This is a genomic window from Pseudomonas sp. F-14 TE3623, from assembly GCF_053629015.1.
In genome coordinates, this window is sequence record NZ_JBRJHM010000001.1 from 5,823,371 (window position 1) to 5,838,451 (window position 15,081).

General features: G+C 59.4%; 15 protein-coding genes. 6 read left to right on the forward strand and 9 right to left on the reverse strand.

The features are described 5' to 3' along the window. Positions 1 to 13: 13 nt before the first annotated feature. The 4 genes from lpxK to AB7M29_RS27035 form a co-directional block, all read right to left on the reverse strand. Positions 14 to 1,024: a tetraacyldisaccharide 4'-kinase gene (lpxK, locus tag AB7M29_RS27020; RefSeq protein ID WP_038982078.1), complete on the reverse strand. Its 1,011-nt coding sequence runs from the start codon at positions 1,022 to 1,024 to the stop codon at positions 14 to 16. After that, the gene (locus AB7M29_RS27025) at positions 1,024 to 1,452 is read right to left on the reverse strand and encodes an ExbD/TolR family protein (RefSeq protein ID WP_052964865.1); all 429 of its coding nucleotides are present in this window, start codon (positions 1,450 to 1,452) and stop codon (positions 1,024 to 1,026) included. Before AB7M29_RS27025 ends, lpxK begins: the two co-directional genes overlap by 1 nt. Beyond that, entirely contained in the window at positions 1,449 to 2,084 is a 636-nt protein-coding gene (locus tag AB7M29_RS27030; RefSeq protein ID WP_008067747.1) for a MotA/TolQ/ExbB proton channel family protein, read from the reverse strand. The genes AB7M29_RS27025 and AB7M29_RS27030 overlap by 4 nt, the downstream gene beginning before the upstream one ends. 96 nt (positions 2,085 to 2,180) lie before the next feature. Then, positions 2,181 to 4,415 carry a DNA internalization-related competence protein ComEC/Rec2 gene (locus AB7M29_RS27035; protein WP_454248408.1) on the reverse strand — a complete coding sequence of 745 codons (2,235 nt, stop codon included), beginning with the start codon at positions 4,413 to 4,415 and terminating at the stop codon, positions 2,181 to 2,183. 136 nt (positions 4,416 to 4,551) lie between these two features. Here AB7M29_RS27035 and AB7M29_RS27040 point away from each other — a divergent pair, with 136 nt between their 5' ends. Beyond that, positions 4,552 to 5,067, forward strand: coding sequence for a DUF2062 domain-containing protein (locus AB7M29_RS27040; RefSeq protein ID WP_123723069.1), 516 nt, complete (start codon positions 4,552 to 4,554; stop codon positions 5,065 to 5,067). Between the two features lie 170 nt (positions 5,068 to 5,237). Here AB7M29_RS27040 and AB7M29_RS27045 read toward each other — a convergent pair whose 3' ends face one another. The 4 genes from AB7M29_RS27045 to AB7M29_RS27060 form a co-directional block, all read right to left on the reverse strand. Further along, a complete protein-coding gene (locus AB7M29_RS27045) occupies positions 5,238 to 6,017 on the reverse strand; it encodes an ABC transporter permease (protein WP_030131947.1) in 780 nt (259 codons plus the stop codon). Then, positions 6,014 to 6,946, reverse strand: coding sequence for an ABC transporter ATP-binding protein (locus AB7M29_RS27050; RefSeq protein ID WP_454248409.1), 933 nt, complete (start codon positions 6,944 to 6,946; stop codon positions 6,014 to 6,016). The genes AB7M29_RS27045 and AB7M29_RS27050 overlap by 4 nt, the downstream gene beginning before the upstream one ends. A 133-nt stretch (positions 6,947 to 7,079) precedes the next feature. Further along, positions 7,080 to 7,703 (reverse strand): glutathione S-transferase family protein, encoded by a 624-nt coding sequence (locus AB7M29_RS27055; protein WP_123723067.1) that lies wholly within the window; start codon positions 7,701 to 7,703, stop codon positions 7,080 to 7,082. Positions 7,704 to 7,746: 43 nt separating this feature from the next. After that, complete coding sequence (locus AB7M29_RS27060) at positions 7,747 to 8,406, reverse strand: transglutaminase-like domain-containing protein (protein WP_123723066.1); 660 nt, start codon at positions 8,404 to 8,406, stop codon at positions 7,747 to 7,749. A gap of 248 nt (positions 8,407 to 8,654) precedes the next feature. On the opposite strand from AB7M29_RS27060, the gene AB7M29_RS27065 reads away from it, so the two are divergent. Together AB7M29_RS27065 and AB7M29_RS27070 are read left to right on the forward strand one after the other, a co-directional pair. Then, complete coding sequence (locus AB7M29_RS27065) at positions 8,655 to 11,102, forward strand: acyl-CoA dehydrogenase (RefSeq protein WP_454248410.1); 2,448 nt, start codon at positions 8,655 to 8,657, stop codon at positions 11,100 to 11,102. 109 nt (positions 11,103 to 11,211) lie between these two features. After that, positions 11,212 to 11,619 carry a PA2817 family protein gene (locus AB7M29_RS27070; RefSeq protein WP_007905217.1) on the forward strand — a complete coding sequence of 136 codons (408 nt, stop codon included), beginning with the start codon at positions 11,212 to 11,214 and terminating at the stop codon, positions 11,617 to 11,619. A gap of 194 nt (positions 11,620 to 11,813) precedes the next feature. On the opposite strand, the gene AB7M29_RS27075 is transcribed toward AB7M29_RS27070, so the two are convergent. Beyond that, positions 11,814 to 12,812, reverse strand: coding sequence for a LysR substrate-binding domain-containing protein (locus tag AB7M29_RS27075; RefSeq protein WP_201060630.1), 999 nt, complete (start codon positions 12,810 to 12,812; stop codon positions 11,814 to 11,816). Between the two features lie 90 nt (positions 12,813 to 12,902). Between AB7M29_RS27075 and AB7M29_RS27080 the strand changes: the two genes are divergently transcribed. From AB7M29_RS27080 to AB7M29_RS27090, 3 genes are all read left to right on the forward strand, one after another. Continuing rightward, positions 12,903 to 13,529, forward strand: a complete 627-nt coding sequence (locus AB7M29_RS27080; RefSeq protein WP_454248411.1) for an alanyl-tRNA editing protein — start codon at positions 12,903 to 12,905, stop codon at positions 13,527 to 13,529. Positions 13,530 to 13,622: 93 nt separating this feature from the next. After that, complete coding sequence (locus AB7M29_RS27085; protein ID WP_052964876.1) at positions 13,623 to 14,393, forward strand: 2OG-Fe(II) oxygenase; 771 nt, start codon at positions 13,623 to 13,625, stop codon at positions 14,391 to 14,393. 1 nt (position 14,394) lies between these two features. Beyond that, a complete protein-coding gene (locus tag AB7M29_RS27090) occupies positions 14,395 to 15,033 on the forward strand; it encodes a LysE family translocator (protein WP_052964877.1) in 639 nt (212 codons plus the stop codon). Positions 15,034 to 15,081 lie beyond the last annotated feature (48 nt).

Sequence of the window (15,081 nt, forward strand, 5' to 3'; positions counted from 1 at the left end):
GATAGAAACGGAGTTAAGGCAAAAGACGAGCCGGCAACAGGCGTATCAGCTGCGTATCGAACCAGACCACGAAGGCCGGCGACGGCGCAGCATCGACCGCCAGGTACCACCAATCGGCGGCGGCGAAGGCACGGCACTTCACCGCGTCTTTTTCCGTCATCACCATTGGCAATGACGGTGTGAAATTCAAGGCCTGCACACTGTATTCGGCGTGGTCGGCAAATGCATGCGGCACTGGCCGCCAGTGTAGCGTTTCGAGGGTCGTGAAGAAACGCTGGGGATTGCCGATCCCGGCCACGGCGTGAATGGCCTGGCCTGCGGGGAAGTGGTCGAGAGGCCGGCGTTCGCCGCTTTGCAGATTGACCAGCGCGGTGGGTTGCAGCTGGAAGGCAAAACCGTCGATGCGGTCGGCCGTGGCACCGTTGTAAAGCACTGCATCGACACTTTGCAGGCGCTCGATCGGTTCGCGCAACGGCCCGGCCGGCAGGCAACGCTGGTTGCCCAGACCCCGGGCGGCATCGATCAGCACCAGTTCCAGGTGCCGGGCCAGCCGGTAATGCTGCATGCCGTCGTCGGAGAGGATCAGGTCCAGCGGCTCGCTCGCCAGCAAGGCTTTGACTGCGCGACTGCGGTCCGGGTCAATCATCAGCGGCACGCCGGTGCGCTGGACGATCAACAGCGGTTCATCACCCGCCACGTCCGCGCTTTGATCCGCCTTGACCCGCCACGGCAATTGCGCAGGTTTGGCGCCGTAACCACGGCTGACCACGCCGACCCGCAGCCCGCTGCGCTGGCAATGCTCGATCATCCACAGAATCAGCGGTGTCTTGCCGGTGCCGCCCACGGTGATGTTGCCGACCACGATCAGCGGCACCGGCGGCTGATAAATCTCGCCTTCGCCGGCCAAAAAGCGCTTGCGCTTGCCGGTAACCACGCGTCGATACAGCCATTCCAGAGGCTGCAACAGCTTCAGCGCCGGATGGCCTTCGTACCACGCAGCGAGCAATCGATCGGACATGGCCATCAGGACGCCGGCGCCGCCTCGACAGTGGTCATGCGCAAGTGACTGAAACCGAGCTTGCCGGCAGCATCCATCGCGGTGATGACGGACTGATGGGGGGTCTTGCCATCGGCGCTGATGGACAATGGCAGGTTGGTGTCGCCATTGGATTCTTTCTGTAGCGCTTCCATCAGGCTGGTCAGGTCATTCTTGGGCAACAAGTGGTTGTTGACCGAAAACACCCCCTCGGCGCTGATGGCGATGTCCAGTTGTTTGGCCTGCTGGTCTTCGGCCGGGGAACCGCTGACCGCTTCCGGCAAGTCGACGCGCAACTGGGTTTCACGGGTGAAAGTGGTGGTCACGACGAAAAACAGCAGCAGGATAAACACCACGTCGATCAACGACGCGAGGTTGATGTCTATCGTTTCCCGTGGTTTACGACGGAATTTCACGCTTTGCCCTCAGCCAGGTCCACGTCGCGGTCACCCTGCACTACCTCGACCAGCTTGATCGCTTCCTGCTCCATGCCCACCACCAGCTCATCTATGCGGCGTTGCAGGAAACGGTGGAAGAACACGGCCGGGATGCCGACCATCAGGCCAGCGGCGGTGGTGATCAACGCTTTGGAAATACCACCGGCCAGCACTGAGGCGTTGGTGCCCATGCCCGTGCCCATGAACGCACTGAAAATATCGATCATGCCCAGCACCGTACCCAGCAACCCCAATAACGGGGCCATGGCGGCGATGGTGCCCAGGGCATTGATATAGCGTTCGAGCTCGTGAATCACCCGCGCAGCGGCCTCTTCGATGCACTCTTTCATGATCTCGCGACCATGCCTGGAGTTTGCCAGACCGGCAGCCAGAATCTCGCCCAACGGAGAGTTGGCGCGCAGTTCCTTGAGTTTTTCTTTATTGAGTTGTTTGTCCTTGATCCAGACCCAGACCTGCCCGAGCAAGTGCTCCGGGGTCACGCGGCTGGCACGCAGGGTCCATAGACGCTCGGCAACGATCGCCATGGCGGCGATGGAACTCAGAATGATCGGCAGCATCATCCAGCCGCCGGATTTGACCAATTCCCACACAGTGACAGTCCCCTCGAAAAGTGCGCCACTCTAACATAGGGGGTGGACGCACCGAAGACCGCGATGTCGCATCCGGTCGGGCTTCGATAGTTCGGGTTACTGGCTGGATGGTGGCGGACCGCGCCAGAAGCGCCGTTCTTGAAGCATCGTCCACGGCGGCTTGAAGCGTCCCAGTTGCAGACGAATGGCACCTTGCTCGGCGCTGTCGTAGATCGCCACACCACGTTTTTGATACCGCGCCACGACCGTGGGATGGGGATGACCGAAAGAATTGCCGTTACCACGGGAGATCAATACCGCTTTGGGTTGCAAGGCGCTGAGCAATGCCACCGAAGACGAACTGCGACTGCCATGGTGCGGGGCCTGCAACCAATCCGTCGGCACCGCCAATGGACCGTCGAGCAGCGCCCGCTCGGCTGCGGCATCGATGTCACCGGTCAGCAGCAACCGCTCGCCGTTGGCCTCGATCTGCAACACGCAGGATTTCTGATTGCTGTCGCTGGCAGACGGCCACTGCCAGAGCTGAAACTTCACGCCGTCCCAGGCCCATTGCTGACCGCTCTCGCAGCCCTCGGCGTGCAGTTCGTCTGGCAGGGCCAGATGATCGCCACTCAGTATTTGCTTCACCGGTATTCCATTGGCAATCGCTCGCGCACCGCCGGCGTGATCGGCATCGGCATGGCTGATCAGCATCAGATCAATGCCGTTCACGCCCAGTTTGCGCAATGATGGCAGCACCACCCGCTCTCCCAGGTCGATATCGCCGAACCGTGGCCCGGCGTCATACAGCAAGGTGTGATGACGGGTACGCACCAGGATTGCCAAACCCTGACCGACATCCAGCTGCCAGACCTCAGCCATGCCTTCAGGCAACGTGTGCCGGGGCGCAAAAACCAGTAACAGCAACATCGGCCAGCCCAGCGGGCGCAACGGCACGCCTCGCGGCAGTAACAGTAGAAAGGCCCCCTGCGTGCCGAGCGCCCATACCCACAACGGGACCGCCACCGGCACCCACGCGGGCAATTGCCCGGCGATCAGCGCCAATCCCTTGAACAAAAGATCGATCAGACCGCCAGCCAACCACAGCAATCCTTCGCCCACATAAGGAACGGGCAACAACATCGTCCCAAGCAAAGCCGGCGGCAGGACCACCAGGCTGACCCAGGGCACCGCCAGCAAATTGGCCAGCGGCCCGCTGAGACTGATCGGCAACCCCAGCACCAACAGCAGCGGGCACAGACCGATTGCGATCAGCCATTGGGCGCGGGTCCAGGTTTGCCACCAGCGCCACGCACCCAATCGCCCGCCAAAGGTAAAAATCAGCACCGCCACCGCCGCAAAGGACAACCAGAAACCCGGTTGCAGGCTCGCCAGCGGGTCCAGCAGCAAAACACCGTCAAGGGCCAGCAACAGCGGCCACCATGCGCCGAGGTGACGAAACCGTAGTCGCCATAACAGCACCAGACCGATCATCAGGCAGGCCCGCCGCACCGGCACTTCGAAGCCGGCCAGCAGCCCATAACCGAGGGCCGCCGCGAACGCCAATCCGCATGCCCATGGCAACCACGGCAAGCGCTTGGGCCATAAGCCATAACGCGCCAACCCGACAATCAGCAGATACATCACGCCCGCCAGCAAACCAATGTGCTGCCCGGAAATCACCAACAAATGCACGGTGCCGGTGTCTTGCAGCACCTGCCAGTCCTCACGACTCAGCCCGGCGCCATCCCCCAGCACCAACGCCGTCAGCGCCCCCGTTTGCCCTTGGGCATCCACGGCCTGCAAACGCTGACGGATGCCGTCGCGCCAGGCCCACTGTGCTTCCATCAGTCGCTGGCCATCTTTGACGGTCCCGGTGGCGCCGATGTGCCGGGCCAGTAACCAGGCGTCGTAATCGAACGCATGCGGGTTGAGCAACCCGACAGGACGCTTCAATTTGACCGCCAGCCGCCAATGCTCACCGCTGTTGACGGGCGGCCCGCCATACCAGGCCAGGCGCAGGTGCCGAGGCAGTCTGGTGCGACGCGACTGACTGTCCGTCAGTTCGAAACGCACTACGCCCTCGGCCTGCTGCGGCAACCCGGTCACACGACCTTCGACCCAGCGAGTCTCGCCATCGAGATTCAGCGCCAGGCGATCATTCAGCGCCCACTGTGCATTCGCGCCCGCCCAACTGAGACCGAACAGAAAAAATGCCAGGGGAAAGGTGCGAAACGGCAGCAACATCAAACCCACTACCGACAACAACAGCCACAATCCCGCCGGCGGTAATACCGGTAAAAAACGCAGGGCCAGCAGACCCAACGCCAGCGCCATCATCCCTGTGCGCATAAGCCCGTCCTTGAGAGTCCCCGCCCTAGGCTTAGCCGGTCCGTCGCACGTCTGTCGTTATCAATTGTCACAAAGTCTGAATGGGCGGTTCGTAGAATCCAGACATACTTGCCGCCTGAACCGACCGAGAAGCCTTATGCCCCGGCGCTTATTCAAACGTTACATGCCAGACCCGACCAGCATCAGGGAACACAAATCCTTACGCTTTCTCGGCACCCTGCTGCATGACCCGAACCTCTGGCACCTCAATCGCCACTCCGTCGCGCGGGCCATGGCGGTCGGTCTGTTCGCGGCGTTCCTGCCCATCCCGTTGCAGATGCTGTTGGCGGCCATCCTTGCGATTGTGGTGCGCGGCAACATGCCGATTGCCGTCAGCCTGGTCTGGCTGACCAACCCGATCACCATGCCGGCGGTGTTCTTCTGCACTTACCAGACCGGTGCCTGGCTGATGGACGTCCCCGCCCGCAGCCTGCCGGATGAGTTGACTTGGGAATGGATCAGCGGCGAACTCTCGAGCCTGTGGCAACCGTTCTTGCTCGGCTCGGTGGTCACGGGGCTGGTGCTGGGTGCCCTCGCCTATTGCCTGGTGATGATGTATTGGCGCTGGTGGGTGAGTCGGCAGTGGAAGCGGCGTAAGAAAAGTCGAATGTGAGAATGAAAAACGGCCTCCGCTTGGGAGGCCGTTTTTTTTGCGGTGTTTGTGTTCACGCCATCGCGAGCAGGCTCGCTCCCACACTGTTTGGCGTTGCCCATCTACTTTACGATCGACACAAAACCAATGTGGGAGCGAGCTTGCTCGCGATGCAGGCGACGCGGTTTTCTTTAGGTACGCATCCCGCGCCCACTCACCAGCAACCGCGCACAACCGATGTACAGCACAACAGTCGCAATGAGCATGAAGGTAATCGCCACGCTGATCCTGATATCCGACACACCGAGAATGCCGTAACGGAAAGCGTTGACCATGTGCAGCACCGGGTTGGCCAGCGACACAGTCTGCCAAAACGGTGGCAGCAAGCTGATCGAATAGAACACCCCGCCCAGGTACGTCAACGGCGTCAGCACGAATGTCGGGATGATCGAGATATCATCGAAGTTGCGCGCAAATACCGCGTTGATGAAACCCAGCAGCGAGAAGATCGTCGCCGTCAGCACCACCACAAGAACGGTCACGCCCAGGTGATGCACCTGCAATTGAGTGAAGAACAGCGACAGCAGGGTCACGATGATCCCGACCATCAACCCGCGCAGCACGCCGCCCAGGGTGTAGCCGATCAGAATCGTATGCGGTGACACCGGCGACACCATCAGTTCTTCGATGGAACGCTGGAACTTGCTGCCAAAGAAACTCGACACCACGTTGCCGTAGGAGTTGGTGATCACCGACATCATGATCAGCCCCGGCACGATGTACTCCATGTAAGTGAAGCCACCCATGTCGCCGATCTGCCGACCGATCAGGTTGCCGAAGATAACGAAGTACAGAACCATGGTGATGGCCGGCGGCAGCAAGGTCTGCGGCCAGATCCGGGTGAAGCGCTTGACCTCACGGTAGACGATGGTATTGAGGGCAACGAGGTTGGGTTGCAGCTCGGAACTCATACCGCCACCTTCGACAGATTCTTCTCCACCAGGGACACGAACAACTCCTCGAGGCGATTGGTTTTGTTACGCAGGCTCAACACTTCGATGTTCTGCTGCGCCAATTGGGTAAACAGCGCGGTAATGCCCATGGCCTTGTCGACCTGGACTTCCAGGGTATGACTGTCGATCAGTTTGGTTGGGTAACCGAGCAACTGCGGGGCCACTTGCAAGGTGTTCTTCAAATCCAGCAGGAAGGTTTCGACATGCAGTTGGCTGAGCAACTGCTTCATGCTGGTGTTCTCGACAATGGTGCCGTGGTCGATGATGCCGATGTTGCGGCACAACTGCTCAGCCTCTTCCAGGTAGTGAGTGGTGAGGATGATAGTGATGCCTTTCTTGTTCAGTTCGGTGAGGAAGGTCCACATCGAGCGACGCAATTCGATGTCTACTCCCGCCGTCGGTTCGTCGAGGATCAGCAGGCGCGGTTCGTGAACCAGAGCACGGGCGATCATCAGTCGGCGCTTCATGCCGCCGGACAAGGAGCGCGACGGCACATCGCGTTTGTCCCACAGGCCCAGTTGGGTCAGGTACTGCTCGGCGCGTTCCTTGGCGATTTTCGGCGGAATGCCGTAGTAACCGGCCTGGGTCACGACAATGTCGAACGTCTTTTCGAACTGGTTGAAATTGAATTCCTGGGGCACCACACCAATGCAGCGCTTGAGCGCCGCCGGTTCATTGTCCAGGTCATGACCGAAGATATTCACTGTTCCGCTGGTCTTGTTCACCAGGGTCGAGAGAATGCCGATAGTCGTGGATTTGCCGGCGCCGTTGGGGCCGAGCAAGGCGAAAAAGTCACCTTCGGCGACGTCCAGATCGATACCACTCAAGGCCTGGAAACCGTTGCCGTAGGTTTTGGTTAGCTGCCGGATGGACAGAGCGGAACTCATATCGGATTTACGCACCAAGAAGGGAAGAAAGGAATAAATAAGCGCGGGCGGCGAGCAATGCAACCGCGGCGCATGAGCGCAATGGTGCTTGTCGCTGCCGCACAAGTACAGTCAAGCGTGTCGATAGTGAGTATTAAGTCAACGCGGTCATGACGGCTTTGCGATACGCCGGACGTTGTTTCAGGCGCTCGTACCAGGCCTGCAAATGAGGCTGCGGCGCACGCTCGATCGGCATCTCGAACCAGGCATAAATGAAGCAGCCCAATGGGATGTCGCCCATGCCGATCTCATCGCCGGACAGGTACGGTTTGGCCGCCAGCGCTTGATCGGCCATCGACAGCAGACCGTCGCACTCTTTGATCGCGGCCTTGATGGCCGGCCAGTCCTGCTGGTCTTCCGGAGTGCGCAACACGCCCCAGAACACCGTGCGAAACGGGGCGGCAAAACTTGAGGTGGTCCAGTCCATCCACTTTTCCGCCGAAGCACGGGCCTGCAGATCTGTCGGATACCAAGCCGTATCGCTGGCATGACGGGCCATCAGATAACGGACGATGGTGTTGGATTCCCACAGCACGAAACCGTCGTCTTCGATCACCGGCACGCGGCCGTTGGGATTCATCGCGCGGTACTCAGGCGTGTCGACCACGCCAAAGGCGCCGCCGGCATCGATGGCTTCATAGGCCAGGCCCAGTTCTTCGGCCGCCCACAACGGCTTCCTGACATTCGACGAATTTTTCCGACCCCAGATCTTCAGCATGACCGCCCCTTTTTGGATGAATGCGCAGGCAGCATACGCCGGATCAGGCGCGACTCAAATCGCTCTGCATGTCACCCAGCAGCACCGGCAGTTGCTCGTCGAACAGATGCGGATAGCACTTTTCCAGGTGTTCGAAAAAGAATGCTTCCGGCACATCGGTGAACTGGCCGTGATCGATCAGGTACTCCATCAGTTGCTCGCCGTCACGGTTGAAGGGGTGGAACACGCTGTCGTTGATCCCGTCGAACTCCAGCGGCGCGACATTGAACAGTTCGCAGAGTTGTTGATTAAAAGCCGGCGTGGCTTTGACCCAACGATCGTTCAGATATAACTCGGTGTAGCCATGCATGGCGAACACATCGCTCTTGAGCAATTCGAGCAGACGCGGCGTCGACAAATGATTACGCACATCCGCCAGACCGATACGCGCCGGGATCCCGCAATGCCGGGCTGCACCTGCTAGCAGCGTGGCTTTGGGCACGCAATAACTCTCCCCTGCCGCCAGCGCATAGCTGCCGCGCAAGGTCTCTGGATCGCGGCTGAAGGTGTACGGGTTGTAGCGCACGGCCTCGCGCACTGCGTAATAGAGATTGATCGCCTGTTCAAGCGGATCGCGCCCGGCGCCACGATGTTTTTCGGCGAACTCCACCACCGAGGGGTGGTCACTATCGATGAAGCGGCCGGGGCTCAGACATGCGTGCATGGGAACAATCTCCTGGGGGAAGCCACGAGTCTAGCGACACCTTCAGCACAGAGATAACGACGTTTCGGCCAAATATCAGCGTTTGCTGCCCTGTCGATAACAGCGCTCAACCGTCTGCCCTCGAAATAACTGACAAGTTTCAGCCGTTGATTCCTACAAACTCAGACCTATCGCTCTGACCTCCACTTTTATGGATGCCGTCTAAGCTCTGAAAGTGGTTTTGCCCTTGGCTTCATGGAGAATTGAATATGCTGCTGTTGTGGATACTGGTTCTGGTGGTCGGGATTGCCTATCTGGCCCATCGCCGCACTGCGCCACTGCCCGCCTTGGGCATCATCGCTGTCTATTTGCTGGCGATGGGCATCTTCAGCCATGCCCCCGTCTGGCTGATGCTGATTTTCTGGGTGATGCTCGCAGCCGTGGGCGCTTTCCTGTTGCTGCCGGATCTGCGCCGAAAACTCTTCACGGCGCCGATGTTCAGCTGGTTTCAAAAAAACCTGCCGCCGATGTCGCAAACCGAACGTGAAGCCATTGAAGCTGGCACGGTCTGGTGGGACGGCGAGCTGTTCAACGGCCGCCCGGACTGGAACAAGCTGCTGGCCTATCCAAAAGCACAACTGAGCGAAGAGGAACAAGCCTTCATCGATGGCCCGACCGAAGAGCTCTGCGCGATGGTCAGCGATTGGCAGATCGGCCAGTTGCTGGATCTGCCGCCCAAGGCTTGGGATCACATCAAACAACATGGCTTTTTTGCCCTGATCATCCCCAAAGAGTACGGAGGCAAAGGCTTCTCGGCCTATGCCCACTCTCAAGTGGCGATGAAACTGGCCACCCGCAGCGGCGACCTGGCGTCGACCGTCATGGTGCCCAACTCCCTCGGCCCCGCGGAACTGCTGCTGCATTACGGCACTGACGAACAGCGCAATCATTACCTGCCACGGCTGGCCCGTGGCGACGATATCCCCTGCTTTGCCCTGACAGGCCCGATGGCGGGCTCCAACGTCGGCGGGATGACCGACACCGGGGTGATCTGCAAAGGTGAATGGGAAGGCAAAGAAACCCTCGGCCTGCGTCTGAACTGGGAAAAGCGCTACATCACCCTCGGCCCGGTGGCGACCTTGATCGGCCTGGCCTTCAAGGCCTATGACCCGGATCATCTACTGGGCGACAAAGTCGACCTGGGCATCAGCCTCGCCTTGATTCCGAGCCAGACCCCCGGTGTAGAAATCGGTCGCCGTCACCTGCCGCTGGGCGCCTCGTTCATGAACGGCCCGAATTCCGGCAAGGATGTGTTCGTACCGCTGGAATTCATCATCGGCGGTCAGGAGATGCTCGGTGAAGGCTGGATGATGCTGATGAACTGCCTGTCAGTCGGGCGTTCCATTTCGCTGCCTGCCATCGGTACCGCTGCGGGTAAGTTCACCAGTCTGGTGACAGGCCAATACGCGCAGGTTCGCGAACAATTCAACGCACCGCTGTCAGCCTTCGAAGGGATTCAGGAAGCACTGGCGCGGATCGCCGGCAGCACCTGGCTGATGGACAGCGCACGGATGCTCACCGCCAACGCGGTCGACCTCGGCGAAAAGCCGTCGGTACCCTCGGCCATTATCAAATACCACCTCTCCGAACGCGGCCGCGAATGCATCAGCCACGCCATGGATGTTCACGGCGGCAGGGCCATCATCATGGGTCCGAACAACTACCTGGGGCGTAACTGGCAAGGTGCACCTATTGCCGTCACGGTCGAAGGTGCGAACATCCTGACACGCAGTTTGATGATCTTCGGCCAGGGTGCTATTCGCTGCCATCCGTTCGTACTCAAGGAGATGGCCCTCGCCCATCGCGAAGACAAACAACAGGCACTGGTCGAATTCGACGCATTGCTGCTCGACCACATTGGTTTTGCTGTGTGCAATGCTGCCAGCACCCTGGTGCTGAACCTCGGCCTCGGGCATTTCGAACACATGCCCGGGGACAAACTCAGCCAAGGCTATTTCCGCGCCCTCAACCGCCAAGCCGCGGCCTTTGCCCTGGTGGCAGACCTGAGCATGATGCTGCTGGGCGGTGAACTCAAACGCCGCGAACGGCTGTCCGCACGTCTGGGTGATGTACTCAGCCATCTGTATCTGGCCTCCGGCGCACTCAAGCGTTATCACGATCTCGATTCGCCCGAGCATATGCACCCGCTGTTCGCCTGGGCCATGGAAGAGAGCCTCGGCCAGTCCGAACGTGCGCTGGACGAACTGCTGACCAACTTCCCGAACAAGGTGCTTGGATGCCTGCTGCGGGTGATGGTGTTTCCGTTCGGTCGTCGCCACAGAGGCCCGTCGGACAGACTGGCGGCCAACGTCGCAGCCGTCATCGGCCGTCCCAAGGGCGATCCAACGCTTGAGGAGTTACTGGGGGGCTGCTATCGCCCGCAATCACCAGAAGACTCGGTCGGTGCTCTGCAGCACGCCTGCGATTTGCTGAACGCCGCCAAACCGCTACAGAAAAAACTCAATACGGCGCTGAAAAGTCGCCAGGTCAAACCCACTCTCGGAGAATCTGTCATCGATACCGCCCTGGAGGCCGGCGTCTTGCAACCGGTTGAAGCCCAGACTTTGCGCGAGGCAGAAGTGGCACGACGCAAGGTGATCGATGTCGATGATTTCGACCCCAAGGAGCTGGTATTGGCCAAAGGCAAGGTTCGCTGATCCAGCAGACCGTGTGTCTTCTCGCTATCATGGGGGCTCTTTACCATGTGAAAAAGGGGCGCAGGAGCTTTATACTCTCGCGCCCGTTTTGCTCTTGAGGACTTATCTCGTGTCCAACGTCGTTGCCGATCATCTCGTCTTGCTCGACCACCTGCGCAGCATCCTGGTCGCCGTAGGTGAGGCCGAACAGGTTCCCGAAGAAAGCCATGCCTTGTTCCTGGAGCGCTTCGACGAACTGCGTGCATTGCTGCCGGTCGACCCGATCGAAAGCCAATACCTGGGCCAGGACATTCTGTGTCAGGTGATCACTCGTTATCCGCAAATCGCCCACCTGGTTCCGCGCGACCTGCTGTGGTACTTCGCCGGCGACTGCCTGCATTACATGCCCGATGATGAAATCGACCTGTACCAGGCCCTTGAAGAACGTCGCTTCGAAGCCGAACAGAACGACGAACCGTTCGACTGGAATCAGGAAAAACAGCTGCTGGCGATGTCGAACCAGGACAGCAAGCACTGATCCCACAGTCAGTAATGCAAAAGGCCCGCATGGTTGAATATGCGGGCCTTTTTTGTGGCATTTGCCGAGTGATGTGGTGTTTGGGCTGCCGTCTTCGCGAGCAAGCCCGCTCCCACATTGGATTTCTGTCGTACACAGAATCTGTGTCCACTGAAGATCCAATGTGGGAGCGGGCTTGCTCGCGAAAGGGCCCGTCAAAGCAACCCATCACTCTCCGGCAACTCATACGCCACCGCAACCGTGCCCAATGCACTTGGCTTGCCCGGCCTGCTCAAGGTTGGCTCCTTCTCCAGGCATTCCACCAGATAGTCGATCAACACCCGTAACTTGGGCGGTAGATAGCGGGTTGGCGAATGCAGCAGCCAGGCGCCTCCGTGGTAGGACGCCAGAAAAGTCCAGTCCGGCAGTACCTGCACGATCAGCCCTTGTTCCAGCGCATAACGGGCGGTGAAGTACGGCAGGCTGCCGATTCCGATGTGTTGCAATACCGCGCCCAGTCGCACGCCCGTGTGATTGGCGGCATAACGTCCGCGCACGCCGACGGTCACGGCTTTGCTGCCTTTCTTGAATTTCCAGCGCGCATCGCTCGGGGTTTCGCCCAGATAGATGCAGCTGTGGTTGAGTAAGTCGTGGGGATGAGTTGGCGTGCCGTGTTCGGCCAGGTACTGCGGTGTTGCACAGAGCAAATGATCGATGGTCAGCAACTGCCGTCCCACCAGCCCCGCTGGCGGGCGGTCGGTAATGCGGATCGCCAGATCGACGTTGTCGTCGATCAGATCCACCTGACGGTCCTCGAGCAATAACTCCACATTCACTTTGGGATAGCGCCGCAGAAATTCCGGCATGTGCGGATGAATCACGAATCGCCCGACGGCTTTGGGCACGCTGACACGCACCAGTCCTTCCGCTTCATGGGTGAACTGACCGCTGATTTCCATCACCGACTTCGCCGCGCTGACCATCTCCTGGCAACGCTTGAACACCTCTTCGCCACCGTCGCTCAGGCGCAGCTTGCGCGTGGTTCGTTGCAGCAGCCGCGTGGCGAGTGCCTTCTCCAGCCGCGAAATGCTGCGACTCACCGCCGAGGGTGAAGAACCTAATTGACGCGCCGCTTCGGAGAAACTGCCGGTCTCGACAACCTTGACGAAAATCGCCATTTCACCGAGCAGCGGCAGGGGAAGATTTATGCTCACAGCGCAACAGTCCTTTGATGATTGAACGGATTATCACGCAATTCCACGGTTCATATAATAAAAATAGAAACTTTAATAAGGGCATGGAATATGACGCTTCGCCTCTTTTTCCATAGTGATGACCTCAAGGCCAATGTGGAAGTCCTGGATTGCACGCCCTACGAGAACGAATTCGCAGTAGTGCTGCGCGCCACACTGTTTCATCCCCAAGGCGGCGGGCAACCCTGGGATACCGGCTGGATCGGCGAAAGCCAGGTGCTGCGCGTGGTTCAGGATCCGGACCGGATCATCCACTTCGTCGACCACCCGGTAAAACTCGGCATGATCCAGATTCGGGTCGACGAGCAACGACGCCGGTTCAACACGCGCATGCATTCGGCGGGTCACCTGATCGGCCACTTCGTCCAGGCGATGGGCTGGATGCCGATCAAGGCTCATCACTGGCCGGATGAAGGACGTGTCCAGTTCAAGCCGGCTGATAGCGCGCAGGAGGTCGATGCCCAGACGATTCAACACGGCATCAAGCAATGGATCGCCCATGACCTGCCGCGCCTGACGTCGTTGCGCGAAGGCGCCCGGGAAATCGGTTTCGGTGAACTGCCCGCCTACGGCTGCGGCGGCACCCATGTACGGAGCCTGAAGGATTTGGGTACGGTCACGATCGCTTCCCTTTCACAGAAAAAGGGAACGCTGTCAGTCCACTACAGCGTGGATTGAGCATTTGGGCGATGTCGGCCCCGTCATCGCCTGACGCCGGGGGAACCTGCGTTCGCGGGTTCTGTTGACTATCTGATAGATGGACCTAAAGACATGATGCTTGACGTCGAGCGTCTCGATGAGACGTGCATACAAAAACTGGCCAACGAAGAAGTCCTCGCCATCCGCGTCAAAGGCTTGTTGCCTCGGCCGCTGGCGATCCAGATCGGCGACAAGATTCTTGCCCCCGGCTTCGAAGGTTACATCAACGCGCCGAGCATCGGTCGCATTGGCATGGCGTTTTATGAAGCGGAAAACCAGCCGCTGCTGATCGAGGATTACTTCGAGCGCGCCACCAGCAATATCGCCGAATTGCGCAGCCGTTGCGCGCCCTACTCCTCTCCTGTCGATACGTTGCGCTGCATGCTCGACGAGTCTTGGCCGGCGGGGGCGCATCTGGAAAATCTCTACGGCCGCAAGATGTATGTAGGGCTATCCCGGGTCGTGAAACCCGGGGTGTGCTTCCTCGCCCATCACGACATTTTCGCCAAGGATGCCCCGGACAGCTTCCAGGCCAAAAGCCTGGAGGCGCAGTTCGCCTGCAACGTCTATCTGAACATGCCGACCGAGGGCGGCGCGTTGCAGATGTGGGACCACGACATTTCCCCGGACCAGTTCGACGAAATGCGTGGCGACAGTTACGGCATCGACCCGGCCTTGCTCGGCCCTCCAACCCTGGAGATTCGTCCTGAGTCGGGTGATTTCATCATGTTCAATTCGCGCTGCATGCATTCGGTCACCCCGGGTGTGGACGATCCGCGATTGAGCCTTTCCTTCTTTGTCGGCTATCGCGGCAATGCTTCACCCCTGACTTTCTGGAGCTGAGATGTTTTCGAATTACCTGGGCGAGTTTCTGGCGCTGGCAACGATCCACTTTCTGGCCGTGGTCGCTCCCGGACCGGACTTCGCCGTAACCATCCGCCAAAGCGTGCGTTTCGGCCGCTTAGTGGGGATTTGCACGGCGCTGGGCATCGGCGCGGGCATTTCCGTGCATGTGCTTTACACCTTGCTCGGCGTCGGTGCGCTGATGCACACCACACCCTGGTTGTTGACGGTGGCCAAGGTTGTGGGGGGCGCCTACATTTTGTACCTCGGCGTGAGCCTGATACGCAGCAAACCCAAATCGGCAATTGAAGGCGACAAGGGTGCAGAAGCGTCAGCTGAACGGCAGACCTTGTTCAAGGCCTTCAGCACGGGGTTTCTGACCAATGCCACCAACCCCAAGGCCACCCTGTTCTTTCTGGCAATCTTCACGACCATCATCAGCGCCACTACACCGTTGCAGATTCAGGCGCTGTACGGGCTGTGGATGTGTTTCGTGAATGCCTTGTGGTTCGTGATCGTGGCGCTGTTTTTTTCCAGCGCCCGGGTGCGATTGCTGTTCATGCGTATGGGGCACTGGTTCGAACGAACCATGGGGGTGATCCTGATTCTGTTCGCTGGCCGGTTGATTCTGTCGATGTAAAACAAACGGCCCGCCAGTCTGACTGGCGGGCCGTCGATTCATTGCTTG

Bases quoted from the DNA above. Each gene is read 5' to 3' on its own strand.
- AB7M29_RS27055 (WP_123723067.1), bottom strand. From the start codon at position 7,703: ATGCTGAAGATCTGGGGTCGGAAAAATTCGTCGAATGTCAGGAAGCCG.
- AB7M29_RS27050 (WP_454248409.1), bottom strand. From the start codon at position 6,946: ATGAGTTCCGCTCTGTCCATCCGGCAGCTAACCAAAACCTACGGCAAC.
- AB7M29_RS27045 (WP_030131947.1), bottom strand. From the start codon at position 6,017: ATGAGTTCCGAGCTGCAACCCAACCTCGTTGCCCTCAATACCATCGTC.
- AB7M29_RS27065 (WP_454248410.1), top strand. From the start codon at position 8,655: ATGCTGCTGTTGTGGATACTGGTTCTGGTGGTCGGGATTGCCTATCTG.
- AB7M29_RS27035 (WP_454248408.1), bottom strand. From the start codon at position 4,415: ATGCGCACAGGGATGATGGCGCTGGCGTTGGGTCTGCTGGCCCTGCGT.
- AB7M29_RS27085 (WP_052964876.1), top strand. From the start codon at position 13,623: ATGATGCTTGACGTCGAGCGTCTCGATGAGACGTGCATACAAAAACTG.
- AB7M29_RS27080 (WP_454248411.1), top strand. From the start codon at position 12,903: ATGACGCTTCGCCTCTTTTTCCATAGTGATGACCTCAAGGCCAATGTG.
- lpxK (WP_038982078.1), bottom strand. From the start codon at position 1,024: ATGGCCATGTCCGATCGATTGCTCGCTGCGTGGTACGAAGGCCATCCG.
- AB7M29_RS27040 (WP_123723069.1), top strand. From the start codon at position 4,552: ATGCCCCGGCGCTTATTCAAACGTTACATGCCAGACCCGACCAGCATC.
- AB7M29_RS27090 (WP_052964877.1), top strand. From the start codon at position 14,395: ATGTTTTCGAATTACCTGGGCGAGTTTCTGGCGCTGGCAACGATCCAC.
- AB7M29_RS27060 (WP_123723066.1), bottom strand. From the start codon at position 8,406: ATGCACGCATGTCTGAGCCCCGGCCGCTTCATCGATAGTGACCACCCC.